Annotated in this window: 20 protein-coding genes; 6 read left to right on the top strand and 14 right to left on the bottom strand. The window is 72.6% G+C overall.

Going from position 1 to position 19,733, the window contains the following annotated elements; all coding sequences use genetic code 11:
• Positions 1-76: 76 nt before the first annotated feature.
• Positions 77-1,849: a 2-oxoglutarate dehydrogenase, E2 component, dihydrolipoamide succinyltransferase gene (sucB, locus tag BMZ50_RS04560; RefSeq protein ID WP_091321651.1), complete on the bottom strand. Its 1,773-nt coding sequence runs from the start codon at positions 1,847-1,849 to the stop codon at positions 77-79.
• Positions 1,850-1,897: 48 nt separating this feature from the next.
• Complete coding sequence (lpdA, locus tag BMZ50_RS04565) at positions 1,898-3,277, bottom strand: dihydrolipoyl dehydrogenase (RefSeq protein ID WP_091321654.1); 1,380 nt, start codon at positions 3,275-3,277, stop codon at positions 1,898-1,900.
• Between the two features lie 155 nt (positions 3,278-3,432).
• Between lpdA and BMZ50_RS04570 the strand changes: the two genes are divergently transcribed.
• Entirely contained in the window at positions 3,433-3,780 is a 348-nt protein-coding gene (locus BMZ50_RS04570) for an oxidoreductase (protein ID WP_091321656.1), read from the top strand.
• 82 nt (positions 3,781-3,862) lie between these two features.
• Here BMZ50_RS04570 and BMZ50_RS04575 read toward each other — a convergent pair whose 3' ends face one another.
• The gene (locus tag BMZ50_RS04575) at positions 3,863-5,377 is read right to left on the bottom strand and encodes a leucyl aminopeptidase (protein ID WP_091321657.1); all 1,515 of its coding nucleotides are present in this window, start codon (positions 5,375-5,377) and stop codon (positions 3,863-3,865) included.
• A 111-nt stretch (positions 5,378-5,488) separates the two neighbouring features.
• Here BMZ50_RS04575 and gcvT point away from each other — a divergent pair, with 111 nt between their 5' ends.
• A complete protein-coding gene (gcvT, locus tag BMZ50_RS04580) occupies positions 5,489-6,607 on the top strand; it encodes a glycine cleavage system aminomethyltransferase GcvT (RefSeq protein ID WP_091321659.1) in 1,119 nt (372 codons plus the stop codon).
• Positions 6,608-6,623: 16 nt separating this feature from the next.
• Here the strand turns inward: gcvT and BMZ50_RS04585 are convergent, their stop codons facing one another.
• The 4 genes from BMZ50_RS04585 to BMZ50_RS04600 are packed head-to-tail and all read right to left on the bottom strand — an operon-like array spanning position 6,624 to position 8,848.
• On the bottom strand, positions 6,624-7,748 hold the full coding sequence (locus BMZ50_RS04585; protein WP_091321661.1) for a YihY/virulence factor BrkB family protein: 1,125 nt from the start codon (positions 7,746-7,748) through the stop codon (positions 6,624-6,626).
• 1 nt (position 7,749) lies between these two features.
• A complete protein-coding gene (locus BMZ50_RS04590; RefSeq protein WP_091321663.1) occupies positions 7,750-8,025 on the bottom strand; it encodes a DUF4235 domain-containing protein in 276 nt (91 codons plus the stop codon).
• Positions 8,022-8,411 (bottom strand): DUF3618 domain-containing protein, encoded by a 390-nt coding sequence (locus BMZ50_RS04595; RefSeq protein WP_091321665.1) that lies wholly within the window; start codon positions 8,409-8,411, stop codon positions 8,022-8,024. Before BMZ50_RS04595 ends, BMZ50_RS04590 begins: the two co-directional genes overlap by 4 nt.
• Positions 8,408-8,848, bottom strand: coding sequence for a phage holin family protein (locus BMZ50_RS04600; RefSeq protein ID WP_091321667.1), 441 nt, complete (start codon positions 8,846-8,848; stop codon positions 8,408-8,410). The genes BMZ50_RS04595 and BMZ50_RS04600 overlap by 4 nt, the downstream gene beginning before the upstream one ends.
• A gap of 120 nt (positions 8,849-8,968) precedes the next feature.
• Here BMZ50_RS04600 and BMZ50_RS04605 point away from each other — a divergent pair, with 120 nt between their 5' ends.
• A complete protein-coding gene (locus tag BMZ50_RS04605) occupies positions 8,969-9,181 on the top strand; it encodes a hypothetical protein (protein WP_091321669.1) in 213 nt (70 codons plus the stop codon).
• A 54-nt stretch (positions 9,182-9,235) separates the two neighbouring features.
• On the opposite strand, the gene BMZ50_RS04610 is transcribed toward BMZ50_RS04605, so the two are convergent.
• Together BMZ50_RS04610 and BMZ50_RS04615 are read right to left on the bottom strand one after the other, a co-directional pair.
• Positions 9,236-10,219, bottom strand: a complete 984-nt coding sequence (locus tag BMZ50_RS04610; RefSeq protein WP_091321672.1) for an aldo/keto reductase family protein — start codon at positions 10,217-10,219, stop codon at positions 9,236-9,238.
• A 25-nt stretch (positions 10,220-10,244) separates the two neighbouring features.
• A complete protein-coding gene (locus tag BMZ50_RS04615; RefSeq protein WP_091321674.1) occupies positions 10,245-10,850 on the bottom strand; it encodes a DUF3043 domain-containing protein in 606 nt (201 codons plus the stop codon).
• Positions 10,851-10,997: 147 nt separating this feature from the next.
• Here BMZ50_RS04615 and BMZ50_RS04620 point away from each other — a divergent pair, with 147 nt between their 5' ends.
• Positions 10,998-11,345 (top strand): HesB/IscA family protein, encoded by a 348-nt coding sequence (locus BMZ50_RS04620; protein WP_091321676.1) that lies wholly within the window; start codon positions 10,998-11,000, stop codon positions 11,343-11,345.
• Positions 11,346-11,445: 100 nt separating this feature from the next.
• On the opposite strand, the gene asnB is transcribed toward BMZ50_RS04620, so the two are convergent.
• Genes asnB through BMZ50_RS04635 form a run of 3 tightly spaced genes read right to left on the bottom strand, consistent with a single transcriptional unit; the run spans position 11,446 to position 14,175 of the window.
• Entirely contained in the window at positions 11,446-13,377 is a 1,932-nt protein-coding gene (asnB, locus tag BMZ50_RS04625) for an asparagine synthase (glutamine-hydrolyzing) (RefSeq protein ID WP_091321679.1), read from the bottom strand.
• Positions 13,378-13,433: 56 nt separating this feature from the next.
• Positions 13,434-13,820, bottom strand: coding sequence for a DUF3817 domain-containing protein (locus BMZ50_RS04630; RefSeq protein ID WP_091321681.1), 387 nt, complete (start codon positions 13,818-13,820; stop codon positions 13,434-13,436).
• The gene (locus BMZ50_RS04635; protein WP_091321682.1) at positions 13,810-14,175 is read right to left on the bottom strand and encodes a metalloprotease; all 366 of its coding nucleotides are present in this window, start codon (positions 14,173-14,175) and stop codon (positions 13,810-13,812) included. The genes BMZ50_RS04630 and BMZ50_RS04635 overlap by 11 nt, the downstream gene beginning before the upstream one ends.
• 279 nt (positions 14,176-14,454) lie before the next feature.
• On the opposite strand from BMZ50_RS04635, the gene ctaC reads away from it, so the two are divergent.
• Together ctaC and BMZ50_RS04645 are read left to right on the top strand one after the other, a co-directional pair.
• Positions 14,455-15,324, top strand: a complete 870-nt coding sequence (gene ctaC, locus BMZ50_RS04640; RefSeq protein ID WP_091321684.1) for an aa3-type cytochrome oxidase subunit II — start codon at positions 14,455-14,457, stop codon at positions 15,322-15,324.
• Positions 15,325-15,372: 48 nt separating this feature from the next.
• Positions 15,373-15,774 carry a cytochrome c oxidase subunit 4 gene (locus BMZ50_RS04645; protein ID WP_091321686.1) on the top strand — a complete coding sequence of 134 codons (402 nt, stop codon included), beginning with the start codon at positions 15,373-15,375 and terminating at the stop codon, positions 15,772-15,774.
• A gap of 1,162 nt (positions 15,775-16,936) precedes the next feature.
• On the opposite strand, the gene qcrB is transcribed toward BMZ50_RS04645, so the two are convergent.
• Positions 16,937-18,601: a cytochrome bc1 complex cytochrome b subunit gene (qcrB, locus tag BMZ50_RS04650; protein ID WP_091321688.1), complete on the bottom strand. Its 1,665-nt coding sequence runs from the start codon at positions 18,599-18,601 to the stop codon at positions 16,937-16,939.
• Entirely contained in the window at positions 18,601-19,719 is a 1,119-nt protein-coding gene (gene qcrA / locus BMZ50_RS04655) for a cytochrome bc1 complex Rieske iron-sulfur subunit (RefSeq protein ID WP_091321690.1), read from the bottom strand. Before qcrA ends, qcrB begins: the two co-directional genes overlap by 1 nt.
• Positions 19,720-19,733 lie beyond the last annotated feature (14 nt).

A 19,733-nucleotide genomic window follows, 5' to 3' on the forward strand; every position in this document is an offset into this window, starting at 1 on the left:
CTCTCTCCTCCGAGCGGCCGGGTCGGCAGAAACGGATCGGGGCCCCGGCGGTTGCCGGGGCCCCGATCGGAGGCGGTCAGGCGAGGCCGAGCTCGCCCTGGAACTGTCCGGCCTCCAGCCGCTCGCGCACGGTGGTGAGGAACCGGGCGGCGTCGGCGCCGTCGACGATGCGGTGGTCGTAGGTGAGGGCCAGGTAGACCATCGACCGAACCGCGATCACCTCGCCGAGGTTCGGGTCCTGAACCACCACCGGGCGCTTGACCACGGTGCCGGTGCCCAGGATCGCCACCTGCGGCTGGTTGATGATCGGCGTGTCGAACAGGGCGCCACGGCTGCCGGTGTTGGTCAGCGTGAACGTGCCGCCACCGAGCTCGTCGGGGGTGACCTTGTTGGTGCGGGTCCGCTCGGCCAGGTCGGCGATCTTGCGGGCGAGCCCGCCGAGGCTGAGGTCCCCGGCGTCCTTGATGACCGGCACCAGCAGGCCGCGGTCGGTGTCCACCGCGATGCCCAGGTTCTCGGCGTCGTGGTAGGTCACCGTGCCGCCCTCGAGGTCGATCGAGGAGTTCACGGCCGGGTGGGCCTTGAGGGCCTCGACCGCCGCCTTGGCGAAGAACGGCAGGAAGGAGAGCTTGACGCCCTCGCGGGCCTCGAAGTCCCTCTTGGCCCGGTCGCGCAGCCGGGCGATCTCCGTGACGTCGGCCTCGACGACCGTGGTCAGCTGGGCGCTGACCGCCAGCGACTCCACCATCCGGCGGGCGATGACGCTGCGCAGCCGGGACAGCTTCTCGGTGCGCCCGCGCAGCGAGGTGTCGGGCATGGCCGCGGGGGAGGGCTTCGGCGCCGTCCGACCGGCCTCGGCGGGAGCCGGGGCGGCTGGCGCTGCCGGCGCGGCGGCCGCGAGGACGTCCTGCTTGCGGATCCGCCCGCCCACGCCGGTGCCCTGGACACTGGCCAGGTCGACCCCGTGCTCGGCGGCCAGCCGGCGGACCAGCGGGGTCACGTACGTGCCGGCGCCGTCACCGGCCTCCGCGGGCGCGGGGGTCGGGGCAGGGGCGGGAGCCTGGCGGGGCGCCGGAACGCTCTGCGGCTCGGGGGCGCTCGGGGGCGCGGTGGCCTGCGCGGCGGCCGGGGCCGGCTGCGACTCGGGCTCGGGGGCCGGCTGGGCAGGAGCGGCCTGCGGCTCGGGCGCGGCCGGGGCGCCGCCGCCGGCAGCCCCCGTGCCGATGACCGCCAGCTGGGCGCCGACATCGACGGTCTCGTCCTCGTTGACGGTGATCTCCAGCAGCGTCCCGGAGACCGGGGCCGGGATCTCGGTGTCCACCTTGTCGGTGGAGACCTCCAGCAGCGGCTCGTCGGCGGTGACCTCCTCGCCGACGGACTTCAGCCAGCGGGTGACGGTGCCCTCGGTGACGCTCTCGCCCAGGGCCGGCATGGTCACCGGGGTGCCCTCGCCCCCGCCCTGGCCACTCGGGCCGCCGGCGGGCTGCGCGGGCGCGGCGGCCGCCGGCTGGGGCGCGGGCTCGGGGGTCGGCTCGGGCTCCTCGGCGGCCTGGGGCTCCTCAGCGGCCTGGGGCTCCTCAGCGGCCGGCGCGGCCGGCGCGCTGCCGGCGCCGTCCCCGCCGATGACGGCGAGCTCGGCGCCGACCTCGACGGTCTCGTCCTCGGCGACCAGGATCTTGGTCAGGACGCCGGCAGCCGGCGAGGGGATCTCGGTGTCGACCTTGTCGGTCGATACCTCGAGGAGGGGTTCGTCGACCTCGACCTGCTCACCCTCCTGCTTGAGCCAGCGAGTGACCGTTCCCTCGGTGACACTCTCGCCCAGGGCGGGCATGGTGACAGACGTCGGCATCGGGGCGGTGCTCCTTCGAAATGCTGGATAGGTGGGAGTGGTGCGGGGTCAGCCGTGGACGTGCAGCGGCTTGCCGGCCAGCGCGAGGTGGGCCTCGCCGAGGGCCTCGCTCTGCGTCGGGTGCGGGTGGATGAGGGCGGCCAGGTCCTCGGGCTCGGCCTCCCAGTTGTAGATGAGCTGCGCCTCGGCCACGAGCTCACCGACGCGGCTGCCCACCATGTGGACGCCGACGACGGGCCCGTCCTTGGCGCGGACGAGCTTGACCGCGCCGGAGGTCTTGAGGATCTGGCTCTTGCCGTTGCCGCCGAGGTCGTAGGTGAGCGTCTCGATCTCGCCGTGCTGGGCCCGGGCCTGCTCCTCGGTCAGGCCCACGGAGGCGACCTCCGGATCGGAGTAGGTCACCCGCGGCACCCCGGCGTAGTCGATCGGCGCCGGGGTCAGCCCGGCCAGCCGCTCGGCGACGAGGATGCCCTCGGCGAAGCCGACGTGGGCCAGCTGCAGGGTGGGGATGAGGTCGCCGACGGCGGAGATGGTCGGCACGTTGGTGCGGCAGTACTCGTCGACCAGGACGTAGCCGCGGTCCATGGCGACCCCGGCCTCCTCGTAGCCCAGGCCCTGGCTGACCGGACCGCGGCCGACCGCGACGAGCACCAGCTCGGCCTCGAACGTCTTGCCGTTCTCCAGGGACACCGCGACGCCGTCGGCGGTCGTCTGCACCCCCGACACCCGGCTGCCGAGCGAGAACTCGATCTTCCGGCGGCGGAAGGCGCGCTCCAGCAGCTTGGAGGAGGCCTCGTCCTCCAGCGGGACGAGGTGGGGGAGCGCCTCCACGATCGTCACGTCGACGCCGAAGGACTTCCACGCACTGGCGAACTCGCAGCCGATGACGCCGCCGCCGAGGATGATCGCCGACGTCGGCACGCGGTCGAGGTTGAGCGCGTGGTCGCTGGTGATCACCTTGGTGCCGTCGACCTCGATGCCCGGCAGGCTGCGGGCGTAGGACCCGGTGGCCAGCAGGATGTGGCGGCCCTCGTAGGTCTGGCCGTTCACCTGGACGGCGGTGGGGGAGACCAGGCGGCCCTCGCCCTCCACGTAGGTGATCTTCCGGCTCTTGATGAGCCCCTGCAGGCCCTTGTGCAGCCGGGAGATCACGCCGTCCTTGTAGGCGTTTACGCCGTCCATGTCGATCCCGGCCAGGGAGGTCTTCACGCCGAACTGCTCGCCCTCGCGGGCCAGGTCGGCGACCTCGCCGCTGTGCAGCAGGGCCTTGGTGGGGATGCACCCGCGGTGCAGGCAGGTGCCGCCGACCTTGTCCCGCTCGATGAGGACGACGGACAGGCCCAGCTCGGCCCCGCGCAGCGCGGCGGCGTAGCCACCCGAGCCACCACCGAGGATGACCAGGTCGGCGGGGGAGGTGGGTGCGCTCACAGGTGCTCCTCGATGCTTTCGGTGCAGCCCCGCGCCAGCGGCGGGGCGGAATGTCCGCGCTCATCCTGCCACTCCGGGAACGCGGAGGCGGGAACCGCCGTTTCCTGCGCTGACGTCGCGGCGCGCGCTGGGACCGGGCAGGACAGGGGTGGGGCATGGGGCTGGGCGATCGGCTGCGGCGCCGGAGGAGTGCATCGGACGGTCACCGACGCGCCACGCTCGACCGTGGCGCCGGGCGGGCGGACCTCGCTCACCTGGAGCAGTTCGTCGCCACCCGCCGCGGCGTCGAGGGCTACGTGGAGCCGCGGACGGCGGTGACCGAGACGACGATCGTGCTGGTGGCGGCCGACGGCGAGTGGACCCGTCGCCGGATCGACGGGCCCGACACCGCGCGCCGGCTCTCCCGCGACCTGGGCGTGCCCGTCTACGACGCGCAGGTGACCGGCTATCCGCAGCGCATGCGGGACTGGTCGAAGGACCACCGTCCCCCCACCACTCGCTAGGTGAAGGACCCCGCCCTCCTCACTGGTCGCAGGCTCGGGGCGAGCCTCGGGACGGGGCCCTCACGGGGGCCGCTCCGGTACGTCACCCAGCGGCGATGAGGTCCTCGATGGTGGCCAGCAGGGTCCGCACGGGGACGCCGGTGCCGCCCTTGGGCGTGTACCCCCACGGGGCGCCGGTGTTGTAGCTCGGGCCGGCGATGTCGATGTGCGCCCACGGCAGGCCCGCGGGCACGAACTCCGCCAGGAAGTGCGCTCCCACCAGCATGCCGCCCATGCGGTCGGCGTTGGCGTTCACGAAGTCGGCGACCGGCGAGTCCAGGCCCCGGCGCAGCTCGGGCGGCATGGGCATCGGCCACATCGCCTCGCCGCTGCGCCGGCTTGCCGCGACCACCGCGTCGCGCAGATCGTCGCTGCCCATGACACCGGCGGTGCGGGCGCCCAGGGCGACCATCTGCGCGCCGGTGAGGGTGGCGGTCTCCAGCAGGTAGTCCGGCGAGTCCTCCGCGGCCCGGGCCAGGGCATCGGCCAGCACGACCCGCCCCTCGGCATCGGTGTTGGTGATCTCGGCCTTCTTGCCGTTGCGGAAGGTGATCACGTCGGCCGGCCGGTAGGCGGTGCCGCTGGGCAGGTTCTCGGCGATCGGCACGGTGGCGGTCACCTCGACCGGCAGCTCAAGCTCGGCCACGAGGCAGACCGTGGCGATCACGGCCGCGGCACCGGCCATGTCGCTCTTCATGTCCTCCATCTTCAGCGCCGGCTTGATGGACAGGCCGCCGCTGTCGAAGGTGATGCCCTTGCCGACCAGCGCGATCTTCTTGCGCGCCTTCTTGCCGGAGTAGGTCAGCCGCAGCAGCCGGGGCTTGCGGGCCGACCCGCAGCCGACGGCGAGGATGCCGCCGTACCCGCCCGCGGCCAGCCCTGCCTCGTCGAGCACCTCGACCGCCAGCCCGGCGCGCTTGCCCACGGTGGCCCCGCGTTCGGCCAGCTCGGCCGGGTAGAGGTCGTTGGGCGGGGTGTTGACCAGGTCGCGGACCAGGCTCACCGCGTCGGCCACCGCCCGCGAGCGGGCCAGCGGCGCCTTGGCCTGCCCGGCGTCGGGGACCACGACGGTGAACTCCCGCGGCGGCGTCGGCCGGTCGGCGGTCAGGTCGGACTTGTAGGCGGTGAACTCGTAGGCGCCCAGCAGGCTGCCCTCGCCGACCGCGTGCAGACGCAGGTCGTCGGGCGTCCCGCCGACGGCGGCGAGCAGCGTCACGACGGACGCCCGGCCGGACAACGCCCGACTGGCCGCTCCCGCGGCGCGGCGCACCGCCTCGGCCGAGTACCCGCCGCCCGTCTCCGGGGCGCCCAGGCCGACCACGGCCACGACCGGGAAGGGACCCTGCCCCAGGGTGGGCACCCGGGTGACCTCGTCCTCCGCGCCGCGCGCGCCGAGGTCGGCCAGCGCCGGCAGCAGGCGGCCACCCAGGAGCCGGTCCACGGCCTCCGCGCCCGGGGTGGGCAGCGGCCCGTCGGGCCCCCGGCCGACACCGACGACGACGGCGTCGGCAGAGAGCTTCTCGAGCGGGCGGTCGGTGGCGGAGATCGTCGACGGCACCGTTCGATCCTAGGCTCCGCCAGCGCTTCCGCTCGGCCAGGCCGGGGAGGAGGCCGGGGAGGAGGGCGGCGGAGGAGGCGGGGCGGGGCCGCCGTCGCTAGCGTGCCCAGCGTGAGCGCGCGGACTTCGCCCCTGCACGAGCGGCACGTCGCAGCCGGCGCCAAGCTGGCCGACTTCGGCGGGTGGTCGATGCCGATCGAGTACGCCGGCGGCGGAGTGCTGGCCGAGCACGCCGCCGTCCGTGACGCGGTGGGGCTCTTCGACGTCTCACACCTGGGCACGGTCACCGTGCGCGGGCCGGGGGCGGCCGCCTTCGTCGACGCGTGCCTGACCAACGACCTCTCCCGCATCGGGCCCGGGCAGGCCCAGTACACGATGTGCTGCCTGCCCGACGGCGATCCGCGGGCCGGCGGGGTGGTCGACGACCTGATCGTCTACCTGCACGGCCCGGACGAGGTCCTGCTCGTGCCCAACGCGGCCAACGCCGCCGAGGTGGTCGCGCGCCTGACCGAGGCCGCGCCCGCCGGGGTCGCCGTCGTCGACCGGCACGCCGAGGTCGCCGTCCTCGCCGTGCAGGGACCGAAGTCCGCGCAGGTGCTGTCGTTCCTGGGACTGCCCGGCGAGCTGCCCTACATGTCCTTCGTGACCGGCACCGGCGGCGGGCGGACCGAGGTCACCGTCTGCCGGACCGGCTACACCGGGGAGCACGGGTACGAGCTGCTGGTGCCCGCCGACCGGGCCGGGGAGCTGTGGGACGTGCTGGTGGACGTGGGGCGTGACGAGGGGCTGCAGCTGTGCGGCCTCGGGGCGCGGGACACCCTGCGGACCGAGATGGGCTACCCGCTGCACGGGCACGAGCTCTCCGTGGACATCACCCCGAACCAGGCCCGCGCCGGGTGGGCGGTCGGCTGGCGCAAGCCCGCCTTCTGGGGGCGGTCGGCCCTGCTGGCCGAGAAGGAGACCGGTCCCGCCCGCCTGCTGTGGGGCCTGCGGGCCACCGGCCGGGGGATCCCGCGGCCGGGCATGGCGGTCCTGGGGAGTGAGGGCGCCCGCGTCGGCGCGGTCACCAGCGGCACCTTCTCGCCGACCCTGCGCACCGGGATCGCCCTCGCACTGGTCGACACGACGGCGGGAGTGGCCGAGGGCGACGAGCTGGCCGTGGACGTGCGAGGGCGGCCGCAGCCGGTGACGGTCGTGCGGCCGCCCTTCGTGCCCGCGCACGTGCGCTGAGCGCAGCCGGCTCCGCTCAGGCGCGCTGGTGGGACGTCCTCGTCGGTTCCGGCGGGTCCGGCAGCGAATCGGCCATCTCCGCGTCCCGCTCGCCCATCGGCTGCGGCTGGCCGGTGGTGGTGTCCCGCGCGGTCTGGTGCTCGGCCTCGGAGTTGATCTCCGCGCCCAGCAGCACCAGGTAGCAGGTGAGGTACAGCCACAGCATCAGCACGATGACGCCGGCGATCGCCCCGTAGGTCCGGTTGTAGGACCCGAAGTTGTCGACGTAGAAGCTGAACGCGAGGCTCACCAGCGCCCACGCGATCGTGACCACGATCGAACCGAGGCTGACCCAGCTGAACCGCGGGGCGTCCCGGTCCGGCGCCACCCGGTAGATCACGGCCAGCCCACCGGCGAACACGCCCAGCAGCAGCACCCAGCGCACCACCTGGGCGAGGATCGTGCCGACCACGCCCATGGGCAGGTCCTCGAGCACCGCCGGGACGACGGCGACGAGGGTGAACGTGACGAGCACGAAGACGATCCCGCCTACCGTGAGGGCCAGCGAGAGCAGCTTCCGCTTGATGAAGCCGCGGGTCTCCACCTCGTCGTAGGCCAGGTTGACCGCGGTGATCAGGTAACCGACCCCGCTGGAGGCGCTCCACAGGGCACCGAGGATCGAGATGATCAGCCCGACGGTGAGCGACTGCTCGCTGTTCTGGGTGATCGAGGTCAGCTGCGTCTCGATGAGCTGCGTTGCGCTCTCGGGCAGCTGCTTGGACAGCTCCTCGACCTGCCGCGCCACCGTCTCGGGGGACGCCACCAGGCCGTAGATCGAGATCGTCGCGATCAGCGCCGGGAAGATCGCCAGGAAGCCGAAGAAGGCGACCCCGGCCGCGATGATCGGCATGTTGTCGGCCTTGTGCTCGGCCCACGCCCGCTTGACGATCTGCACCCAGCCGCGCAGCGGGATCTGGGTCGGCTTGTCGGCGTGGAGGCCGGGCAGCTGCTGCTCGCTCGGTGCGCCGGCGGGAGGTTTCGCCGCGTCGGGGTGCGGGCCGCGCTCGGCGGCCGCTCGCGCGGCTGCCCGGCGCGCGGCCTTCTCCTCGACCCGCTCCCGGATGCGGTCGACCGCGCTCTCACGAGGCCGGGGACCGGACACGTCAGTCACCTGGCCAGGAGCCGGTGAGCTTGGTGAAGCCGCGGGCGCCGGCACGGTCGACCGCCGCCTTGGTCGCGGCGAAGATGGCGCCCTGCAGCGCGGCGGCCAGGACCACCTCGCGCATCCGGTACTCGCTCTGCAGCGCGGCCGGTGCGTCGTCCTCGCCGGCCACCTTCTTCCAGACCTGCTTGAAGATCGCGCCGGACATCGCGCCGGCGACGATCCCGCTCAGCAGGCCGATCGGCCGGTAGGCGAGCTTGGCTCCCTTGCTGCTCACTTCGTCGTCCTCCTCGCGGCCCGGCGGGCCTTCCGGGTGCTCTTCCTGCCGGTGCTCCGCGCGGCTTTCCGGCGCGCGGCGAGCTGCGCGGCGGCCCGTCGCGCCGCACGAGCGGCCGCGCGCCGGTCCTTCGTCCGTCGCCGCCACACGAGCAGGCCGACGAGGGCCACCAGGCCCACCCCGGCGCCGAGGACCACCGGCGGGTTCTCCCGGTAGGTCTCGACCGCGGTGTCCTTGGCGCGCGCGGCGCCCTCCTTGGCGCGCGCCGGCACGTCGAGCCGCTGGCTGAGCTCGTCGACGGTGCGGCTCAGCTGTTCGCGGGTGGCCTCGATGTCGGCCTTGATGGCGTCCGGGTCGGCGGGGCCGTTCTCCTGGGGAGCGGTCATCGGCGGACACTCTCCTTCACCGTCGCGATGTCGGCCTTCGTGCTGGCGATCGCCTCCGTCGGGACCGGCGGCGTGGCCTCCTGCACGTCCTTCCGGCCGAGCAGGGCGAGGACGCCGGCGATGAGGAAGAGGACCGCGGTGACGACCAGCGCGGCCGCCCACGCGGGCAGGACGAGGTCCAGCAGGAGAACGGCGGTGGTGATCAGGGCGGCCAGCCCGAAGAACCCGAACAGGCCGGCGCCCCCGAACAGGCCGGCGCCCACGCCCAGCCGCTTGGCCTTCTGGGTCACCTCGGCCTGCGCCAGCCGAGTCTCGTCCCGCACCAGCCGTGAGATCTGCTCGGTGAGCTGGCCGACGAGCTGCCCGGTGGAGGTGTCCTCGGGTGGGGGAGGTGGCGCGGCGGCGGCGTGGGCCCCGCTGGCGGATGGCTGGGTCATCGGCTCGGACGCTCCTCGGCTCGGCGGTCGATGCCCTCACATGCCCCCGATGGCCGAAGGGGTAACCAGACCCAGGTCACACTCCGGGAACGGCCGGGGCCGGGTCACTAGCCTGCGGCCATGAGCTGGTACTGGCGGCTGGAGGACCCTGCGGGCGCGGAGCTGGACCCCGCCTCGATCGGGGTGGAGGTCCCGGAGAACGACAACCAGGGCGACGCCGAGTCGTGGCTGGGGGAGAACTGGCGGGACCTGCTGGAGCGGGGGGTGGCCACGGTCTCGCTGTTCGACGGGGACGCGAAGGTCTACGGCCCGATGGGCCTCGCGGCCACCTGAGCCCGTCGCCCGGCGTCGTCCGGACCCGGGCGACCGGGGCCGGACGACGGGGGGTCATCCGCGCGCGGTCCGGGCCGGGTCGCGCTCGACGACGTCCCCGAGGACGTCGTCGATGCGCCGCAGCACGGCGTCGCCGAGCGAAACGCCGGCGGCCTCGACGTTGTCCCGCACCTGCTCGGGGCGGGTCGCCCCGATGATCGCCGCCGCGACGTTGCGGTTCTGCAGCACCCAGGCGACCGCCAGCTGCGCCATCGACAGCCCGAGCTCCTCGGCGATCGGGCGCAGCTGCTGCACCCGCGTGAGGACGTCGTCGCGCAGGAACTGCCGCATCGACCCGCCGGCCTCCGGGTCGCTCGCCCGGCTGCCGGCCGGCAGCTGCTGCCCGGGGAGGTACTTGCCGGTGAGGACGCCCTGCGCGAGCGGGGACCAGACGATCTGGGAGACCCCCTGCTTCTCGGAGGTGGGCACGACCTCCTCCTCGATGACCCGCCAGAGCATCGAGTACTGCGGCTGGTTGCTGATCAGCTGGATGCCCAGCTCCCGCGCCAGAGCGGCGCCGGCGGCGATCTCCTCGGCACGCCACTCGGAGACGCCGATGTAGAGCGCCTTGCCGGCGCGCACGAGGTCGGCGAAGGCCGTCATCGTCTCCTCCAGCGGCACCGTGGGGTCGTAGCGGTGCGCCTGGTAGAGGTCGACGTAGTCGGTCTGCAGCCGCCGCAGCGAGGCGTGGCAGCTCTCCACGATGTGCTTGCGGGACAGGCCGCGGTCGTTGTGGCCCGGGCCGGTGGGCCAGTAGACCTTGGTGAGGATCTCCAGCCCCTCGCGGCGCTGGCCGGCCAGCGCCCGGCCGAGGACGGACTCCGCCCGCGTGCCGGCGTAGACGTCGGCGGTGTCGAAGGTGGTGATGCCGGAGTCCAGGGCGGCCCGGACGCAGGCGTGCGCGGCGTCCTCCTCCACCTGGCCCCCGTGGGTGAGCCAGTTGCCGTAGGCGATCGCGGAGATGGTCAGGCCGGAACGGCCGAGTCGTCGGAATTCCACGGGCGCCGACGCTAGTCGGGCGTGCTCAGACGTCGGCGCCGATCGGCACCTCAGGCTTGGGGAACCGCCAGCGGCGGACCATCGTCGAGCGGCTGATGCCGTACCAGATCAGGCCGCGCATCTTGTGGTCCTCGTTCGGGAAGCGCTCCAGGATCTTCTTCTTGATCCGGCGGCCCAGCACGGCCGAGTCGGCGATGATCACCAGGAAGAAGAGGAACCACAGGAAGACCGTGTAGCTCTGCACCGCCGGGTTGGGCACGAAGTACCCGAGTAGCACGAGCGCGGCCACGACGAGGAAGAAGCTGCCGGCGTTGCGGCGGGCGTCGACGACGTCGCGCACCAGCTTGCGCACCGGTCCGCGGTCGCGGGCGGGGAGGTAGGTGTCGTCACCGCGCGCGGCGGCGGCCCGGGCGGTGCCCCGGGTGGCCGCCTGCTGCTCGCGGGACCGCCGGTAGGCCTCCTTGCGGGTGGTCGGCGGCGGCGGCGGCGGCCCCGGACGACGGCCCTGGGCCTCGTTGCGCTTGGGGGTGGGGCGACCCTTGCCGCCCGCCCGCGCCAGCTCGGCGGTCGTGGCGGTGGGATCGGGAGCGGTCTCGGAGCGGTCCCGGCGCCCGGGCAGGCGGAGCTTCACGGGCTCGAGTCTACGTGTGACCTCGGCCGATCCCCGCCTCTGCGCGGTCATCCGCCGTACAGTGGGAAGAGGACCCGCTCCGGCGGTGTTGGCCCGGGGGCAGGACGTGCCGTCCCCGGCACCCTCGAACGTGGGAGGACTACAGACATGACGGTGCAGGACACCGCGGCGACCGGCGTGATGCTGAGCGACCCCGCTGCCGCGAAGGTCAAGACGCTGCTCGACCAGGAGGGCCGCGACGACCTGCGGCTGCGCATCGCCGTCCAGCCCGGCGGCTGTTCCGGCCTGCGCTACCAGCTCTTCTTCGACGAGCGGTTCCTCGACGGCGACCAGACCTACGACTTCAACGGCGTCGAGGTCATCGTCGACCGGATGAGCGGCCCCTACCTCGGTGGCGCCGTCATCGACTTCGTCGACACGATCGAGAAGCAGGGCTTCACGATCGACAACCCCAACGCGCAGGGCTCCTGCGCCTGCGGCGACTCGTTCCACTGATCGCCGCCTGAACGACCGACAGCGCCCCGGTTCCCGCGCAGGGAACCGGGGCGCTGTCGTGTCGGGGGGAGGTTCCGCGCGGACAGTCCCCCCGATGCGGTCAGAGACGGACGGGGTAGACGGTCTCGGGCACCACGGGCGTGATCCGCTCCTCGACGAAGACGCCGTGCCAGATCATGAACACCAGCAGCGTCCAGAGCTTGCGCGAGTAGTCGACCGGGGAGCCGGCCCGCTGGTTGTCCCGGTGGGCGTCGAGCATCCAGAGGATCTGCCGCCGGTCGAGCCACTCGTCGGTCTGGCTCTCCTCGATGATCTGCCGCGCCCAGTCGTGCAGGTCCTCGGCCAGCCAGTGCCGGGTCGGCACGGGGAACCCGAGCTTGCGGCGGTTGAGCACGTGCGCCGGCACGATCTGCTCCAGCGCCCGGCGCAGCGCGTACTTCGTCGTCTCCTTCGTCACCCGCTGGCCGACCGGCAGGGTGCCCGCGACCGCGAACACCTCGGGGTCGAGGAACGGCACCCGCAGCTCCAGTGAGTTGGCCATGGTCATCTTGTCGGCCTTGACCAGGATGTCGCCGCGCAGCCAGGTGAACAGGTCCACGTACTGCATCGCGGTGACGTCGTCGTAGCCGGCGGCCCGGGTGCGCTCGTAGAGCTCCCGGGTGACGGCGACGTGCGACAGGTCCGGGTCGCGCTGCTCCAGGAAGCCCAGCTCGTCGTCGCGGAAGATCCGCGCGTTGCCGTAGTAGCGCTGCTCGAGCGGGATGGAGCCGCGGCGGAGCAGGTCCTTGCCGCGCATGCCGTCGGGCAGCCTGGTCGACAGGGCGCCGAGGGCCCGGCGGATGCCGCGCGGGACCCTCTCGAAGGCGGCCAGCGACAGCGGCTCGCGGTAGATGTTGTAGCCGCCGAACAGCTCGTCGGCGCCCTCGCCGGAGAGCACCACCTTGACGTGCTTGCGGGCCTCGCGGGCCACGAAGTACAGCGGCACGAGTGCCGGGTCGGCGACCGGGTCGTCCAGGTACCAGACGACCAGCGGGATCGACTCGGCGAACTCCCGCGGCGTGACGACCTTGGTGATGTGTTCGACGCCGATCGCCGACGCCGACTCCGCGGCGACGTCGATCTCGGAGAAGCCCTGGCGCTCGAAGCCGACCGTGAAGGTCATCAGGCCCGGGTTGTACCGCTTGGCCAGCGCGGCGATGGCGGTGGAGTCGATGCCGCCGGAGAGGAACGACCCCACGGTGACGTCGGCGCGCATGTGCACCCGGACCGACTCGTCGAGCACCTCGGCGATGCGGTCGTACAGGGGCTGCTGCGCGTCCTTCGCCACCGGGCGGACCGGGAAGGTCGGGTGGAAGTAGCGGCTGGTGTGCAGCTCACCGTCGACCACGGTGAAGCTGGTGCCGCTCTCGATCCGCCGGATGCCGCGGTGCAGCGTCGCCGGCTCCGGCACGTACTGCAGGGTCAGGTAGTGCTGCAGCGAGGCGGGATCGACACCGCCGGCGGCCTTGCTGCCGCCGAGCAGCTCCAGCAGCGCCTTCTTCTCGGAGCTGAAGACGATCCCGCCGTCGGCCAGCCGCGCGGTGAACAGCGGCTTGATCCCGAACGGGTCGCGGGCGCCGAACGCCGTCCCGGTCAGGGTGTCCCAGATGACGAACGCGAACATGCCGCGCAGCTTGCGGACGACGTCCTGACCCCACAGGTGGTAGCCGGCGACGATCGTCTCGGTGTCGCCGTGCGTGGTCAGCTCCGCGCCGGCGGCGGCCAGCTCTTCGCGCAGCTCGACGTAGTTGTAGATCTCGCCGTTGAACAGGATCCGATAGCGGTCCTCGGCGTAGGGCAGCGGCTGCGGGCTGCCCTCCAGGTCGATGATGGACAGCCGGTTGAAGCCCAGGACCGCGCGGGTGTCGGACCACACCGCGGTGTCGTCGGGGCCGCGGTGGTGCAGGCAGCGCAGGGCGTGCTGCACGTCGGCGACGTGGGCGTCGCCGACCCGGTCGGCGTCGGTGGACAGGTAGGCCAACAGGCCGCACATGAGGCGCAGGTCTCCGGTGGGTCGGCTCGAGCCCCGGCGCGCGGCCGGGGCGGGGGTCACACGCGCTCGCCGGCGCGGGTCTTGCGGGTCGCGAACCGCTCGGCGACGAAGGACAGGATCGGCACGGTGCCGGCCAGCAGCACGAGCACCGAGCCCTTGAGCGTCCACCGGGCGCGCAGCGCCAGGTCGCAGGCGGTCACGAAGAAGATGGCGTAGAGCCAGCCGTGCAGGGTGCCGATCACCGCGACCGGCGAGTCGATCCCCCCGAAGTACTTCAGCGGAACGGCCACGAGGATCAGCGCGATCAGCAGCACGCCGACGATCCAGGCCATGACGCGGTAGCGCAGCAGGGCGGCGGGGATCCTCTGGCCCACCCGGCGGGCGAGGGCGCGGGGGAGCGCGCTGGCGCGCCCCGCCGTGGCGGCGGTCGGCTCAGCGGCCATGGGTGCTCCGCTGCCCGAGGGCCTTCTCGTTGAGCTCGGCGAGGTAGGCGTTGTAGGCGGCGAGCTCGGGGTCGCCCGTGGTGTCGATGCGGGGGCGCTGGTAGAGCACCAGCGAGCTGCCCGGCTCGTCCTCGTCGGGGTCCCGGCGGAGCTCGTCCCGGGCCATGCGGACGTAGAACCACAGCCCCATGAAGCCGTAGAGCGGCCACTGCAGTGCGTAGCTCCAGTTCACCGCGCCGCCACCGGCCTCGGCCTTGCTCAGCTGCCAGTAGCCGAGGAAGAAGGTGGCCACGAACAGCGCGACCACCAGTAGGTGCAGCAGCACCCATCTGGGGGTCAGCAGCCGGGAGATCACGCCGTCGACTGTAACCGGCGCGGGCCGTCGTCCGGGCATCCTCGTGAGGGGGCTCACCGCCGGCCGGGACGCCTCCGCGCGCCCGCTCCACCGCCGCCTCCGGCAGACGCACGGCACGACCCGCCGGTGCCGCGTCGCCGGTGACAGACCGCGCTGCGGGGTCGGCTAGTCTCGCCGCAGACTGTGGTCGGCGCAGGAGCCGTCTGCCGAGCACCGGCTGACGGCGTGCCGGGAGGACCGTCCGGGACGCCCGGGCGGGGGACGAGGAGGCAACGAGCAGTGGCTCGAGGCAGCAGGCTCGCGCGGGTCGCCGCGCTCGGTCTCCTGGGGGTGGTCGCCCTTACCGGGTGCACCCCGAACAACGAGTTCTGGCGCTGGGGGTGGCCGGACGGCGTCACCGACCGGTCCGAGGCGATGCGCGATCTCTGGATCTGGTCGGTGATCGCGGCCCTGATCGTCGGGTTCGCCGTCTGGGGGCTGATCCTCTGGTCGGTGGTTCGGCACCGGAAGCGCAGCGACGAGCTCCCCAAGCAGACGGCGTACAACCTGCCGCTGGAGATCGTCTACACGATCCTCCCGTTCCTGATCATCGCCGGGCTGTTCTTCTTCACCGTGGTGGTCCAGAACCGGGTGCAGGAGCGCAGCGCGGATCCTGACGTCACGGTGGCGGTCAACGCCTTCAAGTGGAACTGGCAGTTCGTCTACCCCGAGACCTCCGGTCCGGACGGCGAACCGGTCAACACCGTGGGCAGCAGCGAGGAGATCCCGATCCTCGTCCTGCCGACCGACCGGACGATCCGGTTCGAGGTCGCCTCGGCCGACGTCATCCACTCGTTCTGGGTGCCGGAGTTCCTCTTCAAGCTCGACGTCATCCCGGGCAACGAGAACGGCCGGGACAACGTCTTCGAGGTCACCATCCAGGAGGAGGGTGCCTTCGTCGGCCGCTGCGCCGAGCTGTGCGGCACCTACCACGCCTACATGAACTTCGAGGTGCGGGCGGTGTCCCCGGCGGACTACGAGGCCTACCTGGACGCCCGCGAGGCCGGCGACAGCACCTTCGAGGCGCTGGAGAGCATCGGTCAGCCGGGCCGGTCCCAGACCACGCACGCCTTCGACCTCGTCGAGGACGCGCAGCGGGCCGATGGCTGACCGGCTTCTGCCCAGCGCACCGATCACCAGGCAGCAGGAGGAACGGCCGTGAAGGTCGAAGCGCTCATCTTCAACGCCATCGGGGTGCTCTGCATCGCGGCGGCGATCGTCTACGGCCTGTGGTCCCGGGAGCCGATCGGGACGACGGCCCTGGTGCTCTCCGGTGGACTGACCTTCCTCATCGGCGGGTTCTTCTGGTTCGTCTCGCGGCGCATCGACGCCCGTCCGGAGGACCGGAAGGACGCCGACATCGCCGAGGGGGCCGGCGAGCTGGGCTTCTTCAGCCCGGGCAGCTACTGGCCCTTCGCGGTCGCGCTGTCCGCCGGCCTCATGGGACTGGCCCTGGCGTTCTTCCACGTCTGGATGATCGTCATGGGCGTCGCGGCACTGCTGATCACCGTCGGCGGGCTGCTGTTCGAGTACTACGTCGGGCAGAACGCGCGCGGCTGAGCCGCCCACGCGCTCCTCGAGGGCTCCTTCCCGCTCCAGCGGGAAGGAGCCCTCGTCGTTTCGTACGGAAGCCGAACCGTCCCCCGGCCGTGACCGCAGCCGGCAGGCGGGCGCGTCGAGGGGCGGTCCGCCGTCTCGCACCGGCCGCAATCCTGCCCTGGTGGCCCTGCTGCGCATGTGCCCCTGCGACGGTGATCCGACCTGTGTGGTGGGGGAGACGCACGCCCCGCGAGGAGCCGCCCGGAGGCCGCGGGCCAGGCCCTGACAGCGGCTTTCAGGCAGCGTGACCGATGAGGTAGCCGGAACGGCTGACCCAGCCGGCGGCGTCGACCAGCTGGCGGATCCGGTCGGGTTGGTGCGCGCTGACGTGGTCGAGATGGCTGGCGAACACCGGGTGTGGGTGCCGCCCGCCACGGTCCTCGCCGGCCTCATGCTGGCTGGCGACACCCCGGCGAGGGCGACACCCCGGCGAGCAGGGCGGTACCGCCCCGCGGGTGCGCGGTACCGCCCCCAGCGCTGGGCGCCGCGCGGGCACGGCGGTGCGTCATCGAGGTGTGCGTGCCGCACACGTCGACGAACACCAGCCGCGCCGCGTCGATGCCGGCCATCCGATCTCGCCACTGGGCGCGGGGGGGGGGGGGGGGGCTTCGTCACGTTCGGAGGCGGCCAGGCACGTTGCGCGGCCGGTCCCGCCGCCGCTGACGCCCCCGTGCGGTCAGCGCCTGGCCGGGATCCTCGGCCTGCAGACTGGCGATCGCCCGCGACATCGACGCCAACGGCGCCGGCTCGCCTCCGGCGGCGACGAAGGCCGCGACGTGCTCGGCCAACGTGGCGTCGGCGTCGACATCCAGGCGGGCCGGCAGCCAGGCGTGCAGCTGCTGCTTCCGCGGCCACGACTCGCGCGCGGGGCATGGCTCCCAGGGGCCTGACTCGCGGGGTGCGGTGTCGTGCGGAGGCGTCCCGACGTGGCGTCCGTGGACGCCACGTCGCTCCTGGGACCCGCCCAGGGAGGCCGTGGGTGGGGAGACCCCCGCGGGGCGGCTGCGGAGCCGGGCGGGTTCCGACGGAACGGCCGGCCCGCCGGCTTCCGGAGTTCAGCCTGCACAAACGGAAGGGCCCCGACGGAGATCTCCGTCGGGGCCCTTCCGGGTACTACCTGTGCTCAGTGGCGCGGCTCCTGCGGTCGGCCACCCTCGGAGGGGCGGCCAGCAGAGGTGAGCTCGCGGTCGGCCTCGGCCGCGGCCAGGCCGTGCTGGTCGTGCCGCTCCTCGAGCTCCACCTGCGCCGGCTCCTCGATCGGCCGGAAGAAGCCGCGGACGGCGCGGCGAGCGCCGCCCACCTGGTTCATCCGCTTGGGCACCGGAGCGCCGCCGTAGGCGAGCGTGCCGTGGCCGTGCTCGTCCACCGGACCGAGGGGCTGGTGGACCTCGATGAACTCACCGTGCGGCAGCCGGCGGATGACACCGGTCTCGATGCCGTGCTCGAGCACCTCGCGGTCGTGCTTCTGGAGGCCCAGGCAGATCCGGTAGGTGATCACGTAGACGATCGGCGGGAGAATGACGACACCGATGCGGCCGACCCACGTCATCGCGTTGAGACTGATGTCGAACTTGTCCGCGATGACGTCGTTCCCACCGGCGGCCATGAGCCACAGGTAGAAGGTCAGACCCATGGCACCGAGGGAAGTCCGCACCGGAACATCGCGCGGCCGCTGCAGCAGGTGATGTGAGGCGGTGTCGCCGGTGAGCTTCCGCTCGATCATCGGGTACAGCGCGAGCACGGTGAACATGGCTCCGGCGACGACCACCGTCGGCCAGAACAGGGCCGGGATCGTGTAGTCGCCGGGGAGGTTCAGGTCCCAGGCCGGGAAGATGCGGGTGGACCCGTCGAGGAATCCGATGTACCAGTCCGGCTGGGAGGCTGCGGAGACCTGCGCCGGGTTGTAGGGGCCCCAGAGCCAGACCGGGTTGATCTGGACGAGCCCCCCGAGGGCCGCGCAGACACCGAAGACCACCAGCAGCAGACCGGTCGCCTTGCCGGCGAAGGTCGGGAAGAGCCGGTTGCCGACGACGTTGTGCTCGGTGCGACCGGGGCCGGGGAACTGCGTGTGCTTCTGCTTGACGAGGATCAGCAGGTGGACCGCGATCAGGGCCAGCAGGATCGCCGGCAGCAGCAGCACGTGCACGATGTAGAAGCGGCCGATGATCTGTTCGCCCACGTAGTCACCATTGAAGACGGCGAAGTGGGCCCAGGTCCCGATCACCGGGACCGACAGCAGGATCGCGCTGATGATGCGCAGGCCCGTGCCGGAGAGCAGGTCGTCGGGCAGCGAGTAGCCGGTGACGCCCATGAGCAGGGCGAGCACGAGCATGACCACACCGATGATCCAGTTGGTCTCCCGCGGACGGCGGAAGGCGCCGGTGAAGAAGATGCGCAGCAGGTGCACCACGATCGACGCCACGAACAGCAGCGCCGCCCAGTGGTGCAGCTGGCGCATGAAGAGCCCGCCGCGGACGTCGAAGGACAGCCCCAGCGTCGAGTCGTATGCCGCCGACATCTTCACGCCACGGAGCGGGGCGTAGGAGCCGTCGTAGACGACCTCGCGCATCGAGGCGTCGAAGAAGAACGTCAGGTAGGTGCCCGACAGCAGCAGGACGATGAACGAATAGAGCGCGATCTCCCCGAGCAGGAACGACCAGTGGTCGGGGAAGACCTTGTTCAGCGTGCGCCGCAGCGGGCCGGCGACGATCAGTCGGTCGTCGAGCTCCAGCGCGACTTTGCCGAGCTTGGAGGTCGGGGCGCCGGGTGCGGTGGCGGTGCGAGCCATCAGATGCGCTCCCGGTTCCAGTAGGTGGGGCCCACGGCCTCAATGTAATCGCTGCGCGCCACGAAGAAGCCCTCGTCGTCAACCGTGATCGGCAGCTGCGGGAGCGCCCGGGTGGCCGGGCCGAAGACCGGCTTGGCCCCCTGGGTGACGTCGAACTGCGACTGGTGGCACGGACAGAGGATGCGGCTGGTCTCCTGCTCGTAGAGCGAGACCGGGCAGCCCGCGTGGGTGCAGATCTTGGAGTAGGCGACGTAGTCGCCGTAGCCGAAGTCCTCCTGGCCGGGGCGGGGCCGGTCGGCCTCCAGCTGCTCCGGGCGCAGCCGGATGAGCATCGTCGCAGCGTCCGCGTGGTGCACGGAGTTGCCGCCCGGCACCGCCGGGAACACGGTCTCCAGGGAGCCGGGCTGCTGGTCGCCGGGACGGATCGGGGTGCCGTCGTCCCGTACCAGACGGACGCCTTCCCCCCAGGGCGTGGTGCCGAGCGGGTTGCCCTTGTTCGGGTTCTTGATCAGACCGCCGAGCGGCATGATCAGCATCAGGCCGAGGCCACCGCCCATGAAGGCCAGGGACCGGGTGATCAGCTTCCGGCGCTTGAGCCCGCTCTTCTCCAGACCGCCCACGAGGGTGGCGGCGGCGGTCACCCGGTCGAAGTACGAGGCGTCGTGCTTGTCCTGCACGGCGGTCTCGTGCGGCAGCAGGTTCTTCGTGTAGAGGACGAGGCCGACGCCGACCATGATCAACGCGAGGCCCATCAGCGCGCCGAGGAGCGGGGTGAACAGCGCGCTCCAGCCGTGGTCGTCGATCTCCCAGTGCCAGTCCGGTAGGAACCAGCCCGAGCCGACGTAGATCACCACGAAGGCGAGGGAGGCCAGGCCGGCGATGGTGAAGCTCCACCCGACCTGGCGGACGGCGCGCTTCTCCACCGGCGAGCCCGGCTCGGGGCCGGGGTCGACGTGCAGGATCTCCACGCCGTCGTAGCGGGCACCCAGGCGGTCGAGGTCCTCACGGGACAACGTCGCCAGCTGCTCCGGGGTGTACTCGTCGTCCGGACCGCCGTGCAGGGGTCCGGGGACGTCCGCGCCGCCGGCCGAACCGGGGCGGGTGTCGCGCGTGCTCACGCTTCCTCCTCGCT

Origin of the sequence: Geodermatophilus ruber, assembly GCF_900114385.1 — a bacterium.
GTDB lineage: Bacteria > Actinomycetota > Actinomycetes > Mycobacteriales > Geodermatophilaceae > Geodermatophilus > Geodermatophilus ruber.